The 20,300-nt window shown below is 45.9% G+C and carries 19 protein-coding genes; 17 read left to right on the forward strand and 2 right to left on the reverse strand.

Translation table 11 applies throughout. The features are described 5' to 3' along the window. Positions 1–170: 170 nt before the first annotated feature. The gene (pcaU, locus tag ACINWC323_RS15200) at positions 171–995 is read right to left on the reverse strand and encodes an IclR family transcriptional regulator PcaU (RefSeq protein ID WP_009509245.1); all 825 of its coding nucleotides are present in this window, start codon (positions 993–995) and stop codon (positions 171–173) included. Between the two features lie 248 nt (positions 996–1,243). Here pcaU and ACINWC323_RS15195 point away from each other — a divergent pair, with 248 nt between their 5' ends. The 17 genes from ACINWC323_RS15195 to ACINWC323_RS15115 all read left to right on the forward strand — a co-directional run bounded on the left by ACINWC323_RS15195 (position 1,244) and on the right by ACINWC323_RS15115 (position 18,964). Beyond that, a complete protein-coding gene (locus ACINWC323_RS15195; protein WP_009509269.1) occupies positions 1,244–1,927 on the forward strand; it encodes a 3-oxoacid CoA-transferase subunit A in 684 nt (227 codons plus the stop codon). 2 nt (positions 1,928–1,929) lie between these two features. Next, entirely contained in the window at positions 1,930–2,583 is a 654-nt protein-coding gene (locus tag ACINWC323_RS15190) for a 3-oxoacid CoA-transferase subunit B (protein ID WP_009509233.1), read from the forward strand. A 116-nt stretch (positions 2,584–2,699) separates the two neighbouring features. Continuing rightward, entirely contained in the window at positions 2,700–3,908 is a 1,209-nt protein-coding gene (pcaF, locus tag ACINWC323_RS15185) for a 3-oxoadipyl-CoA thiolase (protein ID WP_009509264.1), read from the forward strand. Between the two features lie 8 nt (positions 3,909–3,916). Continuing rightward, positions 3,917–5,266, forward strand: coding sequence for a 3-carboxy-cis,cis-muconate cycloisomerase (locus tag ACINWC323_RS15180; RefSeq protein WP_009509281.1), 1,350 nt, complete (start codon positions 3,917–3,919; stop codon positions 5,264–5,266). A 4-nt stretch (positions 5,267–5,270) separates the two neighbouring features. Beyond that, positions 5,271–6,056, forward strand: a complete 786-nt coding sequence (gene pcaD / locus ACINWC323_RS15175; RefSeq protein ID WP_009509271.1) for a 3-oxoadipate enol-lactonase — start codon at positions 5,271–5,273, stop codon at positions 6,054–6,056. A gap of 43 nt (positions 6,057–6,099) precedes the next feature. Then, complete coding sequence (locus ACINWC323_RS15170; protein WP_009509268.1) at positions 6,100–7,086, forward strand: MFS transporter; 987 nt, start codon at positions 6,100–6,102, stop codon at positions 7,084–7,086. Positions 7,087–7,101: 15 nt separating this feature from the next. Then, positions 7,102–7,515, forward strand: a complete 414-nt coding sequence (gene pcaC, locus ACINWC323_RS15165; RefSeq protein ID WP_009509226.1) for a 4-carboxymuconolactone decarboxylase — start codon at positions 7,102–7,104, stop codon at positions 7,513–7,515. Positions 7,516–7,525: 10 nt separating this feature from the next. Continuing rightward, positions 7,526–8,251, forward strand: a complete 726-nt coding sequence (gene pcaH, locus ACINWC323_RS15160; protein ID WP_004654275.1) for a protocatechuate 3,4-dioxygenase subunit beta — start codon at positions 7,526–7,528, stop codon at positions 8,249–8,251. 12 nt (positions 8,252–8,263) lie between these two features. Then, complete coding sequence (gene pcaG / locus ACINWC323_RS15155) at positions 8,264–8,893, forward strand: protocatechuate 3,4-dioxygenase subunit alpha (RefSeq protein WP_005231114.1); 630 nt, start codon at positions 8,264–8,266, stop codon at positions 8,891–8,893. A gap of 167 nt (positions 8,894–9,060) precedes the next feature. Beyond that, a complete protein-coding gene (gene aroD, locus ACINWC323_RS15150) occupies positions 9,061–9,900 on the forward strand; it encodes a type I 3-dehydroquinate dehydratase (protein ID WP_009509192.1) in 840 nt (279 codons plus the stop codon). A 20-nt stretch (positions 9,901–9,920) separates the two neighbouring features. After that, the gene (locus ACINWC323_RS15145; protein ID WP_009509262.1) at positions 9,921–11,381 is read left to right on the forward strand and encodes a NosD domain-containing protein; all 1,461 of its coding nucleotides are present in this window, start codon (positions 9,921–9,923) and stop codon (positions 11,379–11,381) included. 18 nt (positions 11,382–11,399) lie between these two features. Next, on the forward strand, positions 11,400–12,629 hold the full coding sequence (locus ACINWC323_RS15140; RefSeq protein ID WP_009509230.1) for a carbohydrate porin: 1,230 nt from the start codon (positions 11,400–11,402) through the stop codon (positions 12,627–12,629). A 16-nt stretch (positions 12,630–12,645) separates the two neighbouring features. Continuing rightward, complete coding sequence (locus ACINWC323_RS15135; protein ID WP_009509260.1) at positions 12,646–15,069, forward strand: glucose/quinate/shikimate family membrane-bound PQQ-dependent dehydrogenase; 2,424 nt, start codon at positions 12,646–12,648, stop codon at positions 15,067–15,069. A 175-nt stretch (positions 15,070–15,244) separates the two neighbouring features. Further along, entirely contained in the window at positions 15,245–15,745 is a 501-nt protein-coding gene (uraD, locus tag ACINWC323_RS15130; protein ID WP_009509228.1) for a 2-oxo-4-hydroxy-4-carboxy-5-ureidoimidazoline decarboxylase, read from the forward strand. Then, positions 15,745–16,080 carry a hydroxyisourate hydrolase gene (uraH, locus tag ACINWC323_RS15125; protein ID WP_009509195.1) on the forward strand — a complete coding sequence of 112 codons (336 nt, stop codon included), beginning with the start codon at positions 15,745–15,747 and terminating at the stop codon, positions 16,078–16,080. The genes uraD and uraH overlap by 1 nt, the downstream gene beginning before the upstream one ends. Positions 16,081–16,129: 49 nt before the next feature. Beyond that, positions 16,130–17,503, forward strand: a complete 1,374-nt coding sequence (locus ACINWC323_RS15120) for a nucleobase:cation symporter-2 family protein (protein ID WP_009509219.1) — start codon at positions 16,130–16,132, stop codon at positions 17,501–17,503. A 177-nt stretch (positions 17,504–17,680) separates the two neighbouring features. After that, complete coding sequence (locus ACINWC323_RS15115; RefSeq protein ID WP_032881113.1) at positions 17,681–18,964, forward strand: OprD family outer membrane porin; 1,284 nt, start codon at positions 17,681–17,683, stop codon at positions 18,962–18,964. 110 nt (positions 18,965–19,074) lie between these two features. On the opposite strand, the gene hpxO is transcribed toward ACINWC323_RS15115, so the two are convergent. Further along, positions 19,075–20,232, reverse strand: a complete 1,158-nt coding sequence (gene hpxO, locus ACINWC323_RS15110) for an FAD-dependent urate hydroxylase HpxO (RefSeq protein ID WP_009509188.1) — start codon at positions 20,230–20,232, stop codon at positions 19,075–19,077. Positions 20,233–20,300 lie beyond the last annotated feature (68 nt).

Consider the following 20,300-nt stretch of genomic DNA (forward strand, 5'->3'; position numbering starts at 1 on the left):
TAGCGTATTTTTTAGTCAGTCACATCAATCTCGGTGTGTGGAGTTAAAAAATTAATATTCATTTAAGAAAAGTTGATTAATTTAAACATACCAACACAATTGTTGTCGCAGTACACCTTTCGCCACATTCCAGATGTGGCATTTTTTTTGCCTTGAATTTAAAGGGTGGGTTAAATCACTTGGCGCAAATCACGCGCGGTTTCCTGTAATAGCGGCAAAATATGCGCAATTAAATAATCCTTGGTAGTGCGCATGGTCGGGGACACAATGTTCAGTGCGGCGACTACGCTTGCATTGGAGTCATATATAGGTACAGCCACAGCATGTACGCCCAGCTCATGTTCTTCACAAGAGTAACACCAATCCTGTTCCTTGATTTCATGCAGTAATTCTAAAAATAGCTCAGTTTCGGTATGGGTATATTTGGTCAGGCGTTTTAAGGGATATTTTTCCAGCCAGCGCTTTTGTTGTTCGGGCGTTAAATGTGCCAGTAAAATTTTGCCGGCAGAGGTAGCATGGGCAGGGAGGCGATTACCTAAATGCAAACCATAAGGGTTGACCCGATCGGTTTGTTGGTGAGCCGCACTACGGGCAATGGTAATTGCTTCATAACCATCTAAAACCATGACCGAGTAAATCAGTGAAGTCTGATTGGTTAAAAGATTTAATAAGGGCTGACAGATTTTGGGAAGTGTAGAACCATCCAGATAAGCCCCTGAAAATTTTAGAATCTTGGGTGATAAATAATAGTAATGCCCATCAAAATCTAAATAGCCTAAGTATTCTAATGTGAGTAAATGGCGTCGTGCAGCAGCACGGGTCATGCCGGTTTTTTCAGCCGCCGTACTCATATTCAAGCGGTGTCGTTCGGGACCGAAGCATTCCAGAATAGCCAAGCCTTTGGCGATTCCTGCAATAAAGTCTTCATGGCGGATGGTCTTTTTATTTTCATTATGGTGAATTAATCGAGGACTTTTAGCTTCATCATTTTCCATTGATTAGGTATCCGTTCCAAATCTTTTGTTGAAGAATTTATTCTAAACTAAACATGACTATTTTACTTGGATAATGTTCGATGATCGAACATAAAAAATAATCATCGAACAAAATGCACTTCAACGTCTAGAAGTGAGCGCAGAATTTATCAAGAATGAATAGAAGAAATCCGAACAAAGCACTCGACTTAATTTCATCGGCTTTCAGGATGAAAATACGAGTGATGCATCGTACAGGAAGTAGGTAGATGATTGATAAAAGTACGCTCACATTGACTGAGGCACTAGCACAGATCAAGGATGGCGCAACCATCATGATCGGTGGCTTTGGTACCGCAGGACAACCCGCTGAACTGATTGATGGACTGATCGAACTCGGCATCAAGGATCTGGTCATCGTCAATAACAATGCAGGCAATGGCGATTACGGTTTGGCCAAACTGCTTAAAACAGGTGCGGTTCGTAAAATCATCTGTTCCTTCCCGCGTCAGTCAGATTCATGGGTATTCGATGAACTGTATCGTGCTGGCAAGATTGAACTGGAACTGGTCCCACAAGGCAATCTGGCCTGTCGTATTCAGGCTGCGGGGATGGGTCTCGGTGCCATATTTACCCCAACTGGCTTTGGTACTCTTTTGGCTGAAGGTAAAGAAGTCCGTCATATCGATGGTAAAGACTACGTGCTTGAGTATCCGATCAAGGCTGACTTTGCCTTAATCAAAGCACACAAAGGCGATCGCTGGGGCAATCTGGTCTATAACAAATCTGCCCGTAACTTCGGCCCGATCATGGCGATGGCCGCAGATGTCACCATTGCACAGGTGTCGGAACTGGCTGAACTCGGTCAACTTGACCCTGAACACATTATTACCCCCGGGATTTTTGTACAGCATGTGGTCGCTGTCGATGCAGCCAATGGCATAGGAGCATAAACATGAGCTATCAGAAACTAAGCCGTGATCAGATTGCTGAACGTGTCGCACAAGATATTCCAGATGGTGCTTATGTCAATCTCGGCATTGGCCTGCCTACCAAGATTTCCAATTATCTTCCTGCGGATAAAGATGTATTCCTGCATTCGGAAAATGGCCTACTCGCATTCGGTCCACCGCCTGCCAAAGGTGAGGAAGATCCTGAGCTGATCAATGCAGGTAAGGAATATGTGACCATGCTGACGGGTGGCAGCTTTTTCCACCATGGTGATTCCTTTGCCATGATGCGTGGCGGACATTTGGATATTGCCGTGCTTGGTGCTTTCCAAGTGGCAGCCAATGGTGATCTCGCCAACTGGCATACCGGAGCAGCGGATGCCATTCCTGCGGTAGGCGGTGCCATGGATTTGGCGGTAGGTGCCAAGAAAGTATTTATCACCACTGATCACACCACCAAGCAAGGTGAACCAAAGATTGTTGAGGCACTGACTTATCCGGCAACGGGATTAAAGTGTGTCGATCGGATTTATACCGACCTGTGTGTGATTGATGTGACCACAGACGGTTTAAAAGTGATTGAAAAAGTGGATGGTTTGAGCTTTGCGGAGTTACAGGCGTTGACGGGTGCTCAGTTGATTGATGCGACGCAAGCTTAAGGATTGAAATCCCCCTAAATCCCCCTTTGTTAAGGGGGGACTTCACCTAAACAATAGCGTGAGGTCTCCCTCCTTTTAAAAGGAGGGATTAAGGGAGGATTAAAAGGAAAAAACACATGAAAAACGCTTATATCATCGATGCCATCCGTACCCCATTTGGTCGTTATGCAGGCGGTCTTGCACCTGTCCGTGCTGACGATCTGGGGGCAGTTCCAATCCAAGCACTCATGCAACGTAACCCAACTGTGGATTGGCAACAGGTAGATGATGTCATCTATGGTTGTGCCAACCAGGCGGGTGAAGATAACCGTAATGTGGGGCGTATGTCAGCCTTATTGGCAAGCGTACCGTATCAAGTGCCTGCTACCACAGTGAACCGTTTATGTGGTTCATCACTGGATGCCATTGCCATGGCTGCCCGTGCCATTAAAGCCAATGAGGCCGACCTGATTATTGCAGGCGGTGTCGAAAGCATGAGCCGTGCGCCTTATGTGATGGGCAAGTCAGACAGTGCCTTTGGCCGTAGTCAAAAAATTGAAGACACCACCATGGGCTGGCGTTTCATCAATCCAAAGCTCAAAGACATGTATGGCGTGGACAGCATGCCACAAACCGCAGAAAACGTGGCGGAACAGTTCAATATCAACCGTGCCGATCAGGACCAGTTCGCTTTAAACAGTCAGCAGCGTACTGCAGCGGCGCAAGCTAAAGGCTTCTTCAGCAATGAAATCGTGCCTGTCAGCATTCCTCAGCGTAAGGGCGATGCTCTTGTGGTCGATCGTGATGAGCATCCACGTGCATCGAGCACTTTAGAAGCATTAACCAAACTCAAAGGTGTGGTCAAAGCCGAAGGTACTGTGACCGCAGGTAACGCCTCAGGCATTAATGATGGTGCTGCGGCTTTGCTGATTGCTTCAGACGACGCAGTGGAAAAATACCAACTCAAGCCACGCGCCAAAATCATTGCAGCCACCACAGTGGGTGTTGAACCCCGCATTATGGGCTTTGCGCCTGCACCTGCGATCAAAAAACTGCTTAAACAAGCCAATCTCACATTAGAACAAATGGATGTGATTGAACTGAATGAAGCTTTTGCGGCACAGGCTTTGGCAGTCATTCGTGATTTAGCTTTGGCAGATGATGATGCACGGGTTAATCCGAATGGTGGTGCAATTGCCTTGGGTCATCCCTTAGGTGCCTCTGGTGCGCGTCTGGTGACCACGGCCCTAAACCAGCTTGAACAGATCAAGGGAGAATATGCCTTGTGTTCGATGTGTATTGGTGTCGGTCAAGGGATTGCCTTGATTATTCAACGTGTTGAGTGAGGTCTGTTATGAGCCAGTTATACGCCAGCTTATTTTATCAACCTGATGTCACAACCATTTTTAGTGATCACGCTTTATTGGGATATATGGTGCAGGCCGAAGTGGCTTTAGCTAAAGCTCAGGCACAGGTCAACGTCATTCCTGCTTCAGCGGCAACGATGATTGAACAGGTTGGTCAAAATGCGGTAGCGCAAATCGATATGCATGCGTTGGCTATAGCAGCAGGGCTGGCAGGTAATATCGCGATTCCATTGGTCAAGCAATTCACTGCCTTGGTAAAACAGCAGGACGAAGATGCATCCCGCTATGTGCATTGGGGGGCAACCAGTCAGGACATTATTGATACAGCAACGATTTTGCAGTGCCGTGATGCCTTGGCATTGATCGAAAAGCAACTGCAACAAGCCTATCAAATTTGTTTAAAGCAAGCGCAGCAATATCGCGATCAGGTCATGATTGGACGTACCTGGTTACAGCAGGCTTTGCCGATTACTTTAGGTTATAAATTTGCCCGTTGGGCAGCTGCTTTGAAACGTGATCTTGATCGTCTACAGGCCATGAAAGGTCGCGTATTGACTGCACAACTCGGTGGTGCCGTCGGTTCACTGGCATCTTTACAGGATCAAGGCTCTGCGGTGGTTGCCGCTTTTGCAGCACAACTCAATTTAACAGCGCCTGAATGTACATGGCATGGTGAGCGCGACCGTATGGTTGAGCTTGCCAGCACGCTTGCTTTGATTGTAGGGAATGTTGGCAAGATGGCAAAAGACTGGTCATTGCTGATGCAAACCGAAATCGCAGAAGTTTTTGAACCGGCAGCAAAAGGGCGTGGTGGATCATCGACCATGCCGCATAAGCGTAATCCGGTGGCAGCAGCTTCAATTCTTGCTGCAGCCAATCGTGTACCGGCCTTAATGGCAAGTGTCTTTCAAAGCATGGTGCAAGAGCATGAACGGGCTTTAGGGGCTTGGCATGCGGAATGGCTGGCGATTCCAGAAATTTTCCAGCTATGTGCAGGTGCTTTAGAGCGAAGCAGTGACGTACTTGAGCACATGCAGGTCAACACAGACGCGATGCAACGTAATCTTGAATGTACCCATGGCCTGATCATGGCAGAGGCGGTGATGATGGCGTTGGCCCCAAAGCTTGGCCGTTTGAATGCACATCATCTGGTTGAGCAAGCCTGCCAGCAAGCTGTTGCCCAACAGCAGCATTTAAAAAACGTGTTAGCCAACATGGAACAAGTGCAAGCCCATTTTAATGACCAGGCATTAGATGAGTTGTTCAATCCTGCATCTTACCTAGGCAATATTCAGGCACAGATCGATGCAGTCCTACATGCACAACAAGGAGAGTAAGTACATGATCACGCATATCAATAATCGTCAGGGGCATCCGCTGGCTGTTCAGGTTCAAGGGCGCAAAGATGCACCTGTGATCATGTTCTCTAACTCTTTGGGAACCGATCATGGGATGTGGCAGGCGCAAGTGACAGCTTTAGCTGAGCATTATCAGGTCATCACCTATGACACACGTGGACATGGTACCAGTAGCGTGATTGCCAATACGAGCTTGCAAAATCTGGCTGAAGATGTGATCGATATTCTTGATGCTTTAGCTGTTGAAAAAGTACATTTTTGTGGCATTTCGATGGGCGGAATCACTGCTTTGGCCTTGGCCATCAATCATGCACAACGCTTTCATAGCATCACGGTTGCAAATTCGGCTGCAAAAATTGGGAATGCCGAGGCATGGAATACCCGTGCAGATAGCGTAGAACAAAACGGTTTGGCAGAACTTGTAAAAACCACGCATACCCGTTGGTTTAGTGAGCATTTTGATTATGCGCATGATGTGCTGGCACAAAGAACCATTCAGAGTCTGGCAGTGACACCTGCACAGGGGTATGCCAATGCATGTCGTGCTTTAGCTGATGCCGACGTTCGCGCGCAACTTGGTCAGATTCAAATTCCCACTTTAATTATCGCAGGGCAATACGACCCCGTCACCACAATCCAGGATGCAGAGTTTATGCATCATCACATTGCAAACAGTCAGCTTGAGATTTTGCTGGCTTCACATTTATCGAATATTGAGCAACCACAAGTATTTACTCAGGAACTGACAAAGTTTATCCAAAGAATATAAACACTTAGGTTTGTTAAAAGGATTTCGCCTCAAGGAGACTACTATGGCGTTTCAGGATTACGCTGCAAAAAATAACAGCATGGATGCACAGGAATTAATTGATAATGCGCCGATTAGCAAGTATCAATGGATGATTGCAATCATCTGTTTTTTAATTGTTTTTTTTGATGGTGTGGATACTGCTGCAATGGGTTTTATTGCACCAGCCCTCACACAGGACTGGGGCATTGATCGTTCCCAGTTAGGACCGGTGATGAGTGCCGCTTTGGGCGGTATGATTATTGGGGCTTTAGTCTCAGGACCAACTGCTGACCGTTTTGGCCGTAAGATCGTTTTAACCGTGGCCATGCTGATTTTTGGTGGTTTTACCTTTGCTTCTGCCTATGCATCCGGTCTGGATCAATTGGTGGTATTACGCTTTTTAACCGGTATTGGTTTGGGTGCAGCCATGCCGAATGCCACAACCTTGTTCTCGGAATATTGCCCGAAACGCGTACGCTCTATTTTAGTGGTGTGTATGTTCTGCGGTTTTAACCTGGGCATGGCGATTGGTGGCTTTATCAGTAGTTGGCTTATTCCTGCTTTTGGTTGGCACAGTTTATTCCTGTTTGGCGGTGTACTCAGTGCCTTGGTGATTGGCTGGGCAATGGATAAATTCAATCCAAACCGGGTATTGGCAGTGTTCTATGTCGTGGCAGGTATTTTCGCTGTAGCTGTTGGTCAAAGCCTGAATAGCCCGACCTTATTGGCCATTCTGGTGCTTTGTGCCGGTGTTGCCATCAATGGTGCCCAGTCTTCCATGCCTGCATTAAGTGCCCGTTTCTACCCAACTCAATGTCGTGCAACAGGGATTGCATGGATGATGGGAATTGGACGTTTTGGTGCGGTATTTGGTGCGTGGATCGGGGCAATCCTGCTTGGAAATAACTGGTCATTTACCGCCATTCTGAGCCTGCTAATGATTCCTGCCGCCGCAGCCGCAGTCGCCATTTTTGTTAAATCTATCGTTGCCCATACCGATGCAACCTAATCGAGGAAAAAGTCAATGAATGATGAGCAGCGTTATCAACAAGGACTGAAAGTCCGTACCGAAGTACTGGGCGAAAAACATGTCGGACGTTCTTTACAGAACCTGAATGATTTCAATCAGGACTTCCAGAACTTTATTAGTCGCTTCGCCTGGGGGGAAGTGTGGTCACGTGAAGGTTTACCACGCCATACCCGCAGTCTGGTCACGATTGCCATCTTATTGGCTTTAGGGCGAGAAGACGAACTGAGAATGCATTTACGTGCCTGCTTCAATAACGGTGTGACTAAAGATGAATTAAAGGAACTGATTTTACATAGTTCTTTATATGCCGGTTTGCCAGCAGCAAATGCGGCGATGCATATGGCCGAAGACGTCTTTAAAGAACTTGGCATTGACGTGCAACCCGTTGCGGCACAACCACAGGATTAAGGAGACAGGCATGTTAAAGCATACATTAGGTGCATACCCACAACGAAACACCGATGATCATCCGCCAGCATATACACCCGGCTATAAGACCAGTGTATTACGCTCGCCAAAGAATGCATTGATTTCAATTAATGAAACCTTGACTGAAGTGACATCACCGCATTTTTCACCGAGTATTTTTGGCCCCAAAGATAATGACCTGATTCTGAACTATGCCAAAGAAGGATTGCCGATTGGTGAACGTATCATTGTGCATGGTTATGTGCGTGATCAGTTTGGTCGTCCTGTGAAAAATGCCTTGCTGGAAGTATGGCAAGCCAATGCATCGGGTCGGTATCGTCATCCCAATGACAAGTTTATTGGCGCGATGGACCCTAACTTTGGTGGCTGTGGCCGGACCTTAACCGACGAAAATGGTTTCTATATTTTCCGCACCATCAAGCCGGGACCATATCCATGGCGTAACCGGATTAATGAATGGCGTCCGGCGCATATCCATTTTTCCCTGATCGCTGATGGTTGGGCACAGCGTCTGATTTCTCAGTTTTATTTTGAAGGCGATACGCTGATTGACACTTGTCCGATTTTAAAAACCATTCCATCTGAAGATCAGCGTCGTGCCTTGATCGCACTGGAAGATAAAAACAATTTCATTGAAGCAGATAGCCGTTGTTACCGCTTTGATATTCATCTGCGTGGTCGTCGTGCGACTTATTTTGAAAATGATTTGACATAAGGGAGACATACGATGAATGCATGGAATTTTCAGGAATTGAAAGAGACCCCATCACAAACCGGCGGTCCTTATGTGCATATCGGCTTATTACCACAACAGGCCAATATTGAAGTATTTGAGCATAACTTCGATAACCAGTTAGTCAATGAGCAGACACAAGGGCAACGGATTCGTCTGGAAGGTCAGGTGTTTGACGGACTCGGTTTGCCATTAAGAGATGTGTTACTGGAAATCTGGCAGGCAGATGCCAATGGGGTTTATCCAAGTCAGGCGGATACCCAAGGCAAAACTGCCGACCCACATTTTCAGGGATGGGGACGTACAGGTGCCAATTTTGAAACAGGCTTCTGGAGTTTTCATACGGTAAAACCGGGCGCTGTTGCCGGTCGTAAAGGCTCGATTCAGGCACCGCATATCGCAGTCGCAGTTTTTGCACGCGGTATTAATATCGGTTTGCACACCCGTATCTATTTTGATGATGAGGTGGATGCCAATGCCAATGATCCAGTGCTGAACAGCATTGAGTGGGCAGTACGTCGCCAGACTTTAATCGCCAAACGCAGTGACGTGGATGGTGAAGTGGTCTATCGCTTTGATATCCGTATTCAGGGTGATGATGAGACCGTGTTCTTTGATATTTAGATATTTCTTTAAATGTCTTCGTTTCAGGGATGGGCTGATCATGGAATTACTTGATTCCTGAAATTGGAAATACTCCTCATCATGAACCGGTGAGGAGCAATCAAAAAATGAAATGAGAACTCGGCAAGACGTCGCAGAGTTGCAAAAATTTATTAAGGACGATACCGATGAAAATGAAAACACTGGCAGCAGTAATGTTGCTTGTTAGCCCCTTATTGATGGTTCACACAGCACAAGCGCAAGATCATCAGCAAAAGCAGGTTGAATTATCTGAACTGGCAAAGCTGCCTGTGAAAACCATTGTGCCCATTACGGCCAAAACCAGAGAGCAGGCCATTGCTCAGGCAAAAGTCATTGCAGCCAATGCGGATGCCGATCTTGCGGAGTTTCGGATTGATTTACTCAATTTTGCCAGTGATCGCAAGCAGGTGATTGCCTTAGGCCATGAGCTCAAACAGATATTAGGCACTAAACCGCTGATCGCCACGATTCGTACCCATAACGAAGGTGGGCAATTAACCATAAGTGATGCAGATTATGGCAAGACCTATCAGACATATTTACAGCAGCCATTTATGGACATGCTGGATGTGGAAATGTTCCGTGATCAGCAGATTGTGAAGGATACCGTGAAAATGGCGCATGCGAAAAAAGTACTGATCGTCATGTCCAATCACGACTTCCAGAAAACGCCACCCGAGTCTGAGATTATCAAGCGGTTACTTAAACAGGATGAGTTAGGCGCCGATATTCTGAAAATTGCAGTGATGCCGCAAAACAAACAGGATGTATTTACCCTCATGAATGCGACCTTGAAAGTCAGTCAACAGTCTAAAAAACCATTACTCACTATGTCGATGGGCAAACTGGGTACGATTTCCCGCATCGCCACTGCCAACATGGGAGGTAGCTTTAGCTTTGGCATGATTGGTGAAGCATCGGCACCCGGCCAGATTGATGTGACCCAACTGAAACAGTTTTTAAAAACGGTTCAACCGACACAATAATTTAAAAAGGATGTTTAGACATGAAAACAATTTACTTACGTTTAAGTACTTTAGCCATCGCTATGGCAGTTTCGGGTTGGGCAGCAGCAGAAACGTATATTGTTGATCGTTATCAAGATGATAAAGATAAAGGTTCTTTGCGTTGGGCAATTGAGCAAGCCAATAGCAAACCAACTGAAGCCAGCGAGATTCTGATTCAGGCAGTCGGCAAAGCGCCTTATGCCATTAAGGTCAACAGTCCATTACCCGAGATCAAAGCACCGGTAAAAATTATAGGAACGCAATGGGCAAAAACAGGTGAGTTTATTGCAGTCGATGGATCGAATTATATTAAAGGCACAGGAGTTGAAGCTTGCCCAGGGGCGGTTGAAGGGCAATTCGGAACCAATGTCCGTACCACAACTTTGCCGGGCATCGTATTACGCGACATCAATGGCGTCACCATCCAAGGCTTGGAAATTCGCCATTTCTGTATTGGTATCTTGATGAATCGTGCCAGCAATAACCTGATTCAAAACAACCGTATTATGCATAACTACGGTGGTGCAGGGGTGATGCTGACCGGCGATGATGGCAAGGGCAATCCAACAGCGACCACCACCAATAACAACAAAGTATTGAACAACTATTTTCAGGACAATGGCGATGGTCTTGAACTGACCCGTGGTGCAGCATTCAATTTGGTTGCCAATAACCATTTTATTTCTACAGCAGCCAATCCTGAACCATCACAAGGGATTGAAATCTTGTGGGGCAATGACAATGCAGTCGTCGGCAATAAATTTGAAAACTATTCGGATGGCCTACAGATCAACTGGGGCAAACGCAACTATATTGCTTATAACGAGCTGACCAATAACTCCAACGGTTTTAACCTGACGGGTGATGGCAACATTTTTGACAGCAATAAGGTACACGGCAATCGGGTTGGCATTGCCATTCGTTCCGAGAAAGATGCCGATGCACATATCACATTGACTAAAAACCAAATCTGGAATAATGGTAAAGAGATTAAACGTTGTGAAGCAGGCGGCAGCTGCGTACCGAATCAACGTGTCGGCGCGATTATTTTTGACATTCCAGGGCTGGAACATGCGCATTTTGTAGGATCTCGCGGTCATGGCGTCAAGATTGATCCTGCAAACTTGCAGAAGACCTGCAAGCAGGCCAATGAGCAAGGCTGTAATGCTCAACCCAACCAAAATATTCAGGCACCGAAATTAAGCTTGTCCAAAGGACAAATTGCAGTCGAAGTTAAAGCGCAGCCGAACCAGCGTTATCAGGTTGAGTTTTTTGGAAACTCATCGGCAAATTCAAATGAAGCCGAGTTTTATTTAGGTTCAGCGGTTGCTGCCACCAATGCGCAAGGAATAGCGACGCTGACTTGGAAACCAACAGCACAAGTTGCTTCAGTGACAGCAAATATTACGGATCGTTTGGGTGCAACGTCTGAACTCAGTTCAGCTGTAAAACTGAAATAAACGGCAAGGAGGCTGAATATGAATTCGAATGCATTTTTGCTCAAGATGAGTTGTCTGGCTGTGGCGCTATGTGCAGCTCAATCTGCTTTTGCGGATCAACCCTGGTCACAGGATCGTCAATGGCTCCTTGGCGACTGGAATGGCCAGCGCCAGCAACTGGAAAAAGAGGGCTATAAATTTAACCTCAATGTCATGAACCAGACAGCAACAGTGCTGGACGGTCTGGACCATCATCCCACCAAAAATGCCAATCAGGTGGCATTGGGTGCAAATTTTGATTTGGCTAAAATTGCGGGATTACCCAACACGACAGCCGCTCTCACCGTGACCAAACGGGATGGACGTAATATTGCCAGCAATATTGGCATGAACGGTAGTCCAACGGAAATCTATGGGCGCGGTAATATCTGGCGCTTGACGCAAGCATGGATTAAAACAGGATTTCTGGACAATACCCTACAGTTTAAGCTTGGGCGGATGGGCATGTCCGAGGACTTTAATGGTTCACACTGTAATTTCCAGAGTCTGATTTTATGTGGTGGCCAAGTGGGCAAGAGTCAGGGCGATGTCTGGTATAACGGTCCGGTGAGTGGCTGGGCTGCAAATGTTAAATACCAGTTTCTGCCTGAATGGACGTTTGGTGTGGGCGTTTATGAAAATAATCCCGAAAATACTGAAGTGAAGGACAATGCCAATTTCAACCTGTCTACGGATCGGGCCAAAGGTGTCCTGATTCCAGTCGAATTGGCTTGGAAAACCAACAAATTAAACGGTTTGGCGGGCGAGTATAAAGTTGGCGGTTTCTGGAGTAGTCATGACTATGACCGGGTTGATGCACAAGCAGGACAAGATCCAAAGTCGGCCATTTGGCTGAATACCCAGCAACAGTTGAGCCGCAATGCCACAGATTCAAAGGGTGGTTTATATGGTGCCGTGAATCTGGTCTGGAACAATGATAAAACCGCCAATATTTCTGATACCCAGCAAATCGCCTTCTGGTACAAGGGAGCCTTGCCATCACGACCGGCCGACCAGATCGGTTTCGGGGTGGGACGCTATAAATTTAATGACCAGTACCCTGCCAACCATGATCGTGATGATGAGATAAATGCTGAACTGAACTATGTTTATCAATATTCCCCAGCAGTCATGTTACGCCCCAATATCCAGTATGTTTATCAGCCAAAAGGCAATTCGTCTCGGGATAATGTCTGGGTAGCCGGTATTTCAGTTGGGCTGAATTTCTAATACAGGAGTATGACGTATGTCTGAATCTACAAGCTCGCATACCATACTGAAAATATGGTGTTTTATTTTGGGGCTGGTTTTATTGCTGACCGGACTGTTTTTTACAGTCGGTGGGGTAAAGCTGGCGACTTTAGGTGGATCCTGGTATTTCGTGATTTCAGGTGCCCTTACGCTGATCGCTGCATTTTTTATTTTCAGGAAAAAAGCGCTCGGTGTCTGGTTATTTACCCTGGTGTTTGCGGGGACAATTGTCTGGTCGTTGTTTGATGCAGGGCTGGAGTTCTGGCCTTTATTTTCTCGACTGATGTTTCCAGCAGGCTTATTTGCAGCCCTGATGTTTACTTTACCTGCCATTCGTCGTTATCAATTTCAACCGAGTGCGGATTTACCTGCTTATGGTCTTGGAATATTAACGGTGATTGGCATGGTGATTGGTCTTTATCAGATGTTCCAGCCACATCCAACCGTCACTGCGTCGGGACAGGCATTACCGCTAATCCCGGTAAAAACCGATATGAAGCAGACTAACTGGCAGCATTATAGTCAGGATGCAGGTGGTAGCCGTTTTGCGGCACTGGATCAGATTACACGTGATAATGTGCACCAGTTGAAAGAAGTCTGGCGTTTCCGTACCGGTGATTTCACCACAGGTTCAGGCAATGGTGCAGAAGATCAGATGACGCCGTTACAGGTGGGCAACAAGATTTTCCTGTGTACCCCGCATAACAATATCTTTGCCTTGGAAGCGGACTCCGGTAAACAACTCTGGAAAGCAGAAGTCAATTCCAAGTCAGATGCATGGGAACGTTGCCGTGGTGTAGCTTATTTTGACTCAACGCAAGCATTGGTTCAGCCGACTTTAGCGGGAGCGACACCGGTAAAAGCGGTGGCAAACAATACCTCATGCCTACGTCGTGTTTATACCAATACACCGGATGGTCGTTTAATTGCAGTCAATGCAGATACGGGTGAACGTTGTAAAGATTTTGGTGTAGAAGGCACGGTTGACTTGCTCAAAGGCTTGGGTGAGGGAACCACAGCACCACGTTTTGAAGTGACTTCAGCGCCAACCATTGCGGGTACGGTGATTGTGGTCGGTAGCCGTATTGCCGATAATTTTGCAGCGGATATGCCTGGTGGTGTAATTCGTGCATACGATGTAATTACAGGTGAATTACGTTGGGCCTTTGATCCACGCAATCCTGATCCGAACTATGTATTGAAGGATGGTGAAACCTATAAACGCAGTTCGGCAAATTCATGGGCGGCGATGTCTTACGATCCGCAAATGAACACGGTATTTTTACCAATGGGTAGCTCATCTGTTGATGTCTGGGGCGGTAACCGTCAACCATTAGACCATAAATACAACTCATCCGTACTGGCTTTAGATGCGACCACAGGTCAGGAAAAGTGGGTCTATCAAACGGTTCATAATGATTTGTGGGATTTTGATTTGCCAATGCAGCCTAGTCTGGTCGATTTCCCGATGAAGGATGGCAGCAACAAGCCTGCTGTGGTGATTGGTACCAAATCCGGCCAGTTCTTTGTACTGGATCGTGTAACCGGGCAGCCATTAACCAAGGTGGTTGAGCAAGCGGTGAAGCCTGCGGATATTCCGGGGGAACAATACAGCCCAACACAGCCACGTTCGGTGGAAATGCCACAGATTGGCAATCAAACCTTAACCGAATCGGATATGTGGGGCGCCACACCATTTGACCAGCTCATGTGTCGTATTAACTTTAAATCGATGCGTTACGAAGGTTTATTCACTGCACCGGGTACCGATAAATCATTGAGCTTCCCGGGTTCCCTAGGCGGTATGAACTGGGGCAGTATTGCCTTTGATCCAAGCCATCAATATATGTTCGTCAATGACATGCGTTTGGGCTTATGGATTCAGTTAATTAAACAGACGCCGGAAGATCTGGCAGTTCAGGCCAATGGTGGTGAAAAAGTGAATACCGGTATGGGCGCCGTGCCAATGAAAGGAACCCCATATAAAGTCAATAAAGACCGCTTCTGGTCAAAATTGATGATTCCTTGCCAAAAACCGCCGTATGGCACCATGACTGCAGTAGATATGAAAACGCGTCAGGTTGCCTGGCAAGTGCCAATGGGAACGGTAGAAGATACTGGCCCGATGGGAATCAAAATGGGCTTGCCTGTTCCAATTGGTATGCCAACCATTGGTGGTCCAATGGCAACTCAAGGTGGTTTAGTCTTCTTTGCCGCGACTCAGGATTATTATTTACGTGCACTGGATTCATCTTCAGGTAAGGAGCTGTGGAAAGCGCGTTTACCTGTCGGTAGCCAAGGCACGCCAATCAGCTATGTGTCACCGAAATCAGGTAAGCAGTATGTGTTGATTACTGCAGGTGGTGCGCGTCAATCACCTGATCATGGTGATTATGTGATTGCTTATAGCCTGAACTAAAGCTTTTTTAATCGATAGTAATAAAAAAAACGGCAATCCTGAGTGATTGCCGTTTTTCATTTAGATATCCAAACAAACGCTATCGAAAAGTGCATACGCCATAATTGGCATATTCATTGCTTTATTTAGGATATCTGGTCTGACCAGTCAGACAATGCCTTAAATTGGAGCAGAGATGCAACTCGAAACATTTAATCAACTCGATCCAGAGAGAGCAGCAGGTGTTTTACAGGCCTGTGCGCATATCCCGAACTGGATTGCTGAACTGCTACAGCAACGTCCTTATCCAGCTAAAGAGCAACTTTATCAGGCTGCAGTGACACAAGCGCAGGCGTGGTCATGGTCAGATATTGCAGAAGCTTTGGCGCAACATCCCCGCATTGGTGAGAAAAAAGCAGCAGCAGTTTTGTCTGAGAAAGAGCAGCATTTTTCCCAACGTGAACAAGCTCAGGTTGAAACGGATGCTGTGCTGCAACTGGCACTCTATCAGGGCAATTTAGATTACGAGCACAAATTTGGGCATATTTTTCTGATCCGTGCGGCGGGCCGCTCTGGTCAGCAAATCTTGTCCGAATTGCAACGTCGCTTACTCAATACGGTCGAACAAGAGCAAGTCGAAGTAAAACAACAATTGGCTGAAATTGCCTTGATTCGTTTAGAACAGGAGATTCAATAATGGCGGGTATCAGCACACATATTTTAAATGCAGCACTGGGGCAGCCAGCACCTCAGGTATTGGTGAAACTCTATCAGGAAATCAATCAGCAATATGTTTTGCAGGATGAACAGTTGACGGATGCGGATGGCCGTATTCCGGCTTTTAGGATCGAAGCATTTATCCAAGCCAATTATCAGTTGATTTTTGAAGTGGGGGATTATTTTCAGACTTTGAACACAGCCAGTTTCTATCCAAGCGTCTATATCGGTTTTAAGGTCACTGATACGCAACAGCATTATCACGTGCCTTTATTGATCAGTCCTTTTTCCTATTCAACTTATCGCGGCAGCTAAATCAACTTAAACAATGTGGACCTTATGAATCTAATTTGAGGAATTAACCATGCATCAAGACAACACACCCACAGAACGAGATGCGCTGATCTCGGCAGAACATCAATATTTAGGCATGAATAAAAACATTTTATATGGTTTGCAGCATGTGTTGACGATGTATGGTGGAATTATTGCACCCCCATTGATTATTGGAGCAGCCGCAGGACTGGAGGCTTCAGAAATTGGATTGCTGGTGGCTGCTGCCTTGTTTGTAGGGGGATTGGCGACAGTATTGCAAACCATGGGTCTCAAGCATTTCGGAGCAAAATTACCGATTGTTCAAGGCGTTTCTTTTGCAGGCGTTGCGACCATTCTGGCAATTGTCAGCACCGGTGGCGGGTTAGCCTCTGCCTTTGGTGCTGTAATTGTTGCTTCCCTCATTGGTTTATTGCTGACGCCATTTTTCGCCAAAATCATCCGCTTTTTTCCACCCGTCGTCACCGGTTGTGTAATTACCATGATTGGTATTTCACTGCTGCCTGTGGCGATCCGCTGGATTATGGGGGGTAATCCCAAAGCTGAGAACTGGGGCGATCCGGCTAATGTCGGTCTGGCGGTGATGACGCTGGCGATTGTGATTATCTTCAGCATGTTGCGTAGCCAGATGCTACGTCGACTCGCGATTCTGGTTGCCATTATTCTAGGTACTGTGCTCGCGTATGCGGCAGGATTTACCGATTTTTCAAAGGTCAGTACAGGTCCGGTGTTTGCATTTCCAAGTTTCTTCCATTTTGGTTCGCCTGTATTTGAGTTTTCTGCCATTCTTTCCATGACGATTGTGACCTTGGTGATTATGACCGAAACCACCGCCGATATTATTGCCATCGGTGAAATTGTTGGAAGCAAAGTTGATTCGAAACGTATAGGCGACGGTTTGCGTGCCGATATGTTATCGAGTGCCATTTCTCCGATTTTTGGTTCTTTCATGCAAACGGCTTTTGCCCAAAATGTTGGACTGGTTGCCATGACGGGCATTAAAAGCCGTTTTGTGGTGGCGACCGCAGGGGGAATCCTGATTATCCTCGGCTTATTGCCCATCGTGGGGCGTCTGGTGGCATCGATTCCCATGCCTGTTTTAGGTGGTGCTGGCATCGTGTTGTTCGGTACGGTTGCCGCCAGTGGTATACGTACCTTAGCCAAAGTGGATTATAACGATCATAAAAACCTGATTATTGTGGCTACTTCACTGGCTATCGGCATGATTCCTATCGTCAATCAGGAATTCTATGCACAATTTCCAACATGGGTAAAAACCTTATTGCATTCAGGTATTAGCTCAGCCTGTATTACCGCTATCTTACTCAATATCATTTTTAACCATCTACCGTTCACTAAAAAAACAGTGGAAGTAGCAAGCTTGCCTTTAAATTCAGGGCATTGATCATCGCGGGTTCAGAGCCGAATATTCAGTCTGAATCCCGCTTTTTACCTGCACATCATTCAAAGTTGCTTATTCAAGCTTGAATAGGTCAAGGGGAGTTTTTGTCTTGAAAAAGCCAGAAACAGGATTTTTAAAAGCCAAAAGTGATTTTTTAAATCAAATCTTACGGGGAATTTTATGAGAAGTTTTAAATTAAAATCAGCCATATTCGTGCTCGTGATGAGCCCAGCCATACAGGCCTGGGCAACGGATACTAGCCTGAATCATCTATTGAACCTGCAACAGGATTGTCAGGCGAACGATCAACTGGCTGCGGTATTTGCCTGTGGCAGTCTGCATGGTGCAGTGAAATCAACTTATTACTCACTCAATAATGCTTATTTTGTGGATAATCTGAATCAGGATACGGCTGTCATCGGTGGTTATATAAAGTATGAAACAGCGCCTTTTTATGGGGTACAGGCCGCTGTTGGTTATGATATTCAGCGTCGTTTAGATGAGAAAGATAATAAGGCTGAAGTCGATGAACTCAAGGAAGATGGTGATGGTTTAGCAGAAGCCTATCTGACGTGGAAAAATGATTTGGCTCGGGTGACCGTCGGGAATCAGCGTCTCAATTTACCGTTTATGGGGGATTATGCAGACCGCCGTGTCTTGATGTTTTTATATCAGGCCGCCGATGTCCAGATTGGCAACCAATATGATTTTCTACGTTTGACCAAGGTCAATAAATATAAAAGCTATGCTGAAGATGAGTTTACTAAAAGTTCACGCCAAAATTCAAAAGTGGAAACAGATGGCGTTTGGTCAATTGGTGTAGGGAAACGTTTTGAGTTCGACGCTAATAAAACCCTCAAGACACAACTCTGGTATCAAGACTATGATGACTATCTACGCTTAATTTATACCCAAGCGGATCTCGGATTTTCACAATTGAAGTATGCTCCTGAATTTTCGCTACAATATATGTCTGGTAAGGATCAGGGTAAAGCTTTTGCAGGGGAGATCAACAGTCAGGTCTGGGGTGTACAGGCAGCTTTTAAAATATTGCCTGCTGCTAGTTTGAAGGTCGCCTATAACTATATTAAGCCAGACCAAAACAGCTATTTAAATGGTGCCTTATTAATGCCATATGCCGCTAAAACCTCATCTGGTGAAATTTTTGCCCAGCCTTTTTTTACCAGTACTCAGGATTTAGGTGCGGGTCATGCCCTGATGTTGTCTTTGGAAGGAAAAGTCTCTGATCAGCTCATTGCTGGTGCACGTTATTCTTTTATGGACTTAAAGGAAGCAGAACAAGTTGCCAGCCGTAATCAATCTGAATATATGCTATTCGGTATTTATAATTTTACAGGGGCGCTAAAAGGTTTTAGTGTCAGTAATTTTGCGGGTATTCAGACTTCGCCACGCTATGACAAGAATTTTTTACAAAACCGTTTTGCGTTGAGTTATAAGTTTTAATTGATTGAGCTATTGTAGCTAATGCATACCTCACAAGAGGTGTGCATTTTTTTATGATCAAAAAGCTAAAAAAAGCCCCCTAGATAGGGGGTAGTTAAAAACAAAAAGACTTAATCCAGTGGATTACCGATAATATTACTGATGATGCCTTGCATGATGTGTGACCCTTGCTCCTGATAGAGCGATTGATACCATTCTTCAGTCACCTGCGGATCTTTCATATGGGTGACATCACAACGTTTACGTGCTCTCAAGACCATTTCCCGTGTGCGTTCATTACGTTTGTTTTGATAACGCGCCAAAGCATCTTCCAGACCGAAGGTATTGATTTGCAAGGCACGGGCGAGATATATCGCATCTTCCATGGCCTGGCAGCCACCTTGGCCAATATCTGGCGTGGTGCTATGCGCTGCATCACCTAACAGCACTACACGTCCTTTGTAGAAGTCCATAAACGGTTCAATATCATGGATTTCGACACGATTGGTTTTTTGCTCATCTAAATGTTCAATCAGTTTTTGTACAGGTTCACACCAGCCGCTAAAATGAGTTTTGAGATCTTGCTTATAGTGTTCACGTCGATTTTCCAATCCAGCTGCTAAAGGAACGTCAAAGAAGAAATAAAAACGATTTTGAGCCACCGGCATCAGCGACACACGTTTGCCTTCACCGATATAAGTGGTCCATTGCATGGCAGGTGCAATGGCTTCATCAATATCAACCAGACCGTTCCAATTGACATAACCCGCATAGCGGCGTTCGACTTGATAGCCCAGTACAAATTGTCGGGTGAGAGAATGTGTACCATCTGCACCAATCAGTAAATCAGCCCGGACTTGTGAGCCATCCTGAAAATGAAGGGTGACCTCATCTTGATGGCTTTCAATCGCTGTCATTTTCATGCCCAGTTTGATATCTGCCAGACCAAATTGCTGCATTAATAAGTGTTGTAGATCGGCCCGGGCGACCGGGTAGGCGCGTTGCCCGACTTCTTTATATAAAGGCGTTAAACTAAATTGGGTCATGGTTTGTTGGCTTAGTCCGTCAATATAAGCCAAAGATTCCATTTGCCCGCCGAGCGCCTGAATTTGATCGGTTAGGCCTAGATAATTCAGGCACTTGACTCCATTTGACCAAAGTGAAATGGCTGCACCGACAGGTAATATTTCGGCTGCCTGTTCATAGATCGTGACTTGATGTCCAAATTTTTTTAATGCGATACCAGCAGTCAAACCGCCCATACCTGCACCTACAATCGCAATATTCATCGTTCAGACCCTAAAGATATAAATAAGTTTCTAAACAGTTCTAAGCGAGAAGTGTGCCAATTTTATCA

Source organism: Acinetobacter sp. WC-323 (assembly GCF_000314615.1).
Lineage (GTDB): Bacteria > Pseudomonadota > Gammaproteobacteria > Pseudomonadales > Moraxellaceae > Acinetobacter > Acinetobacter courvalinii.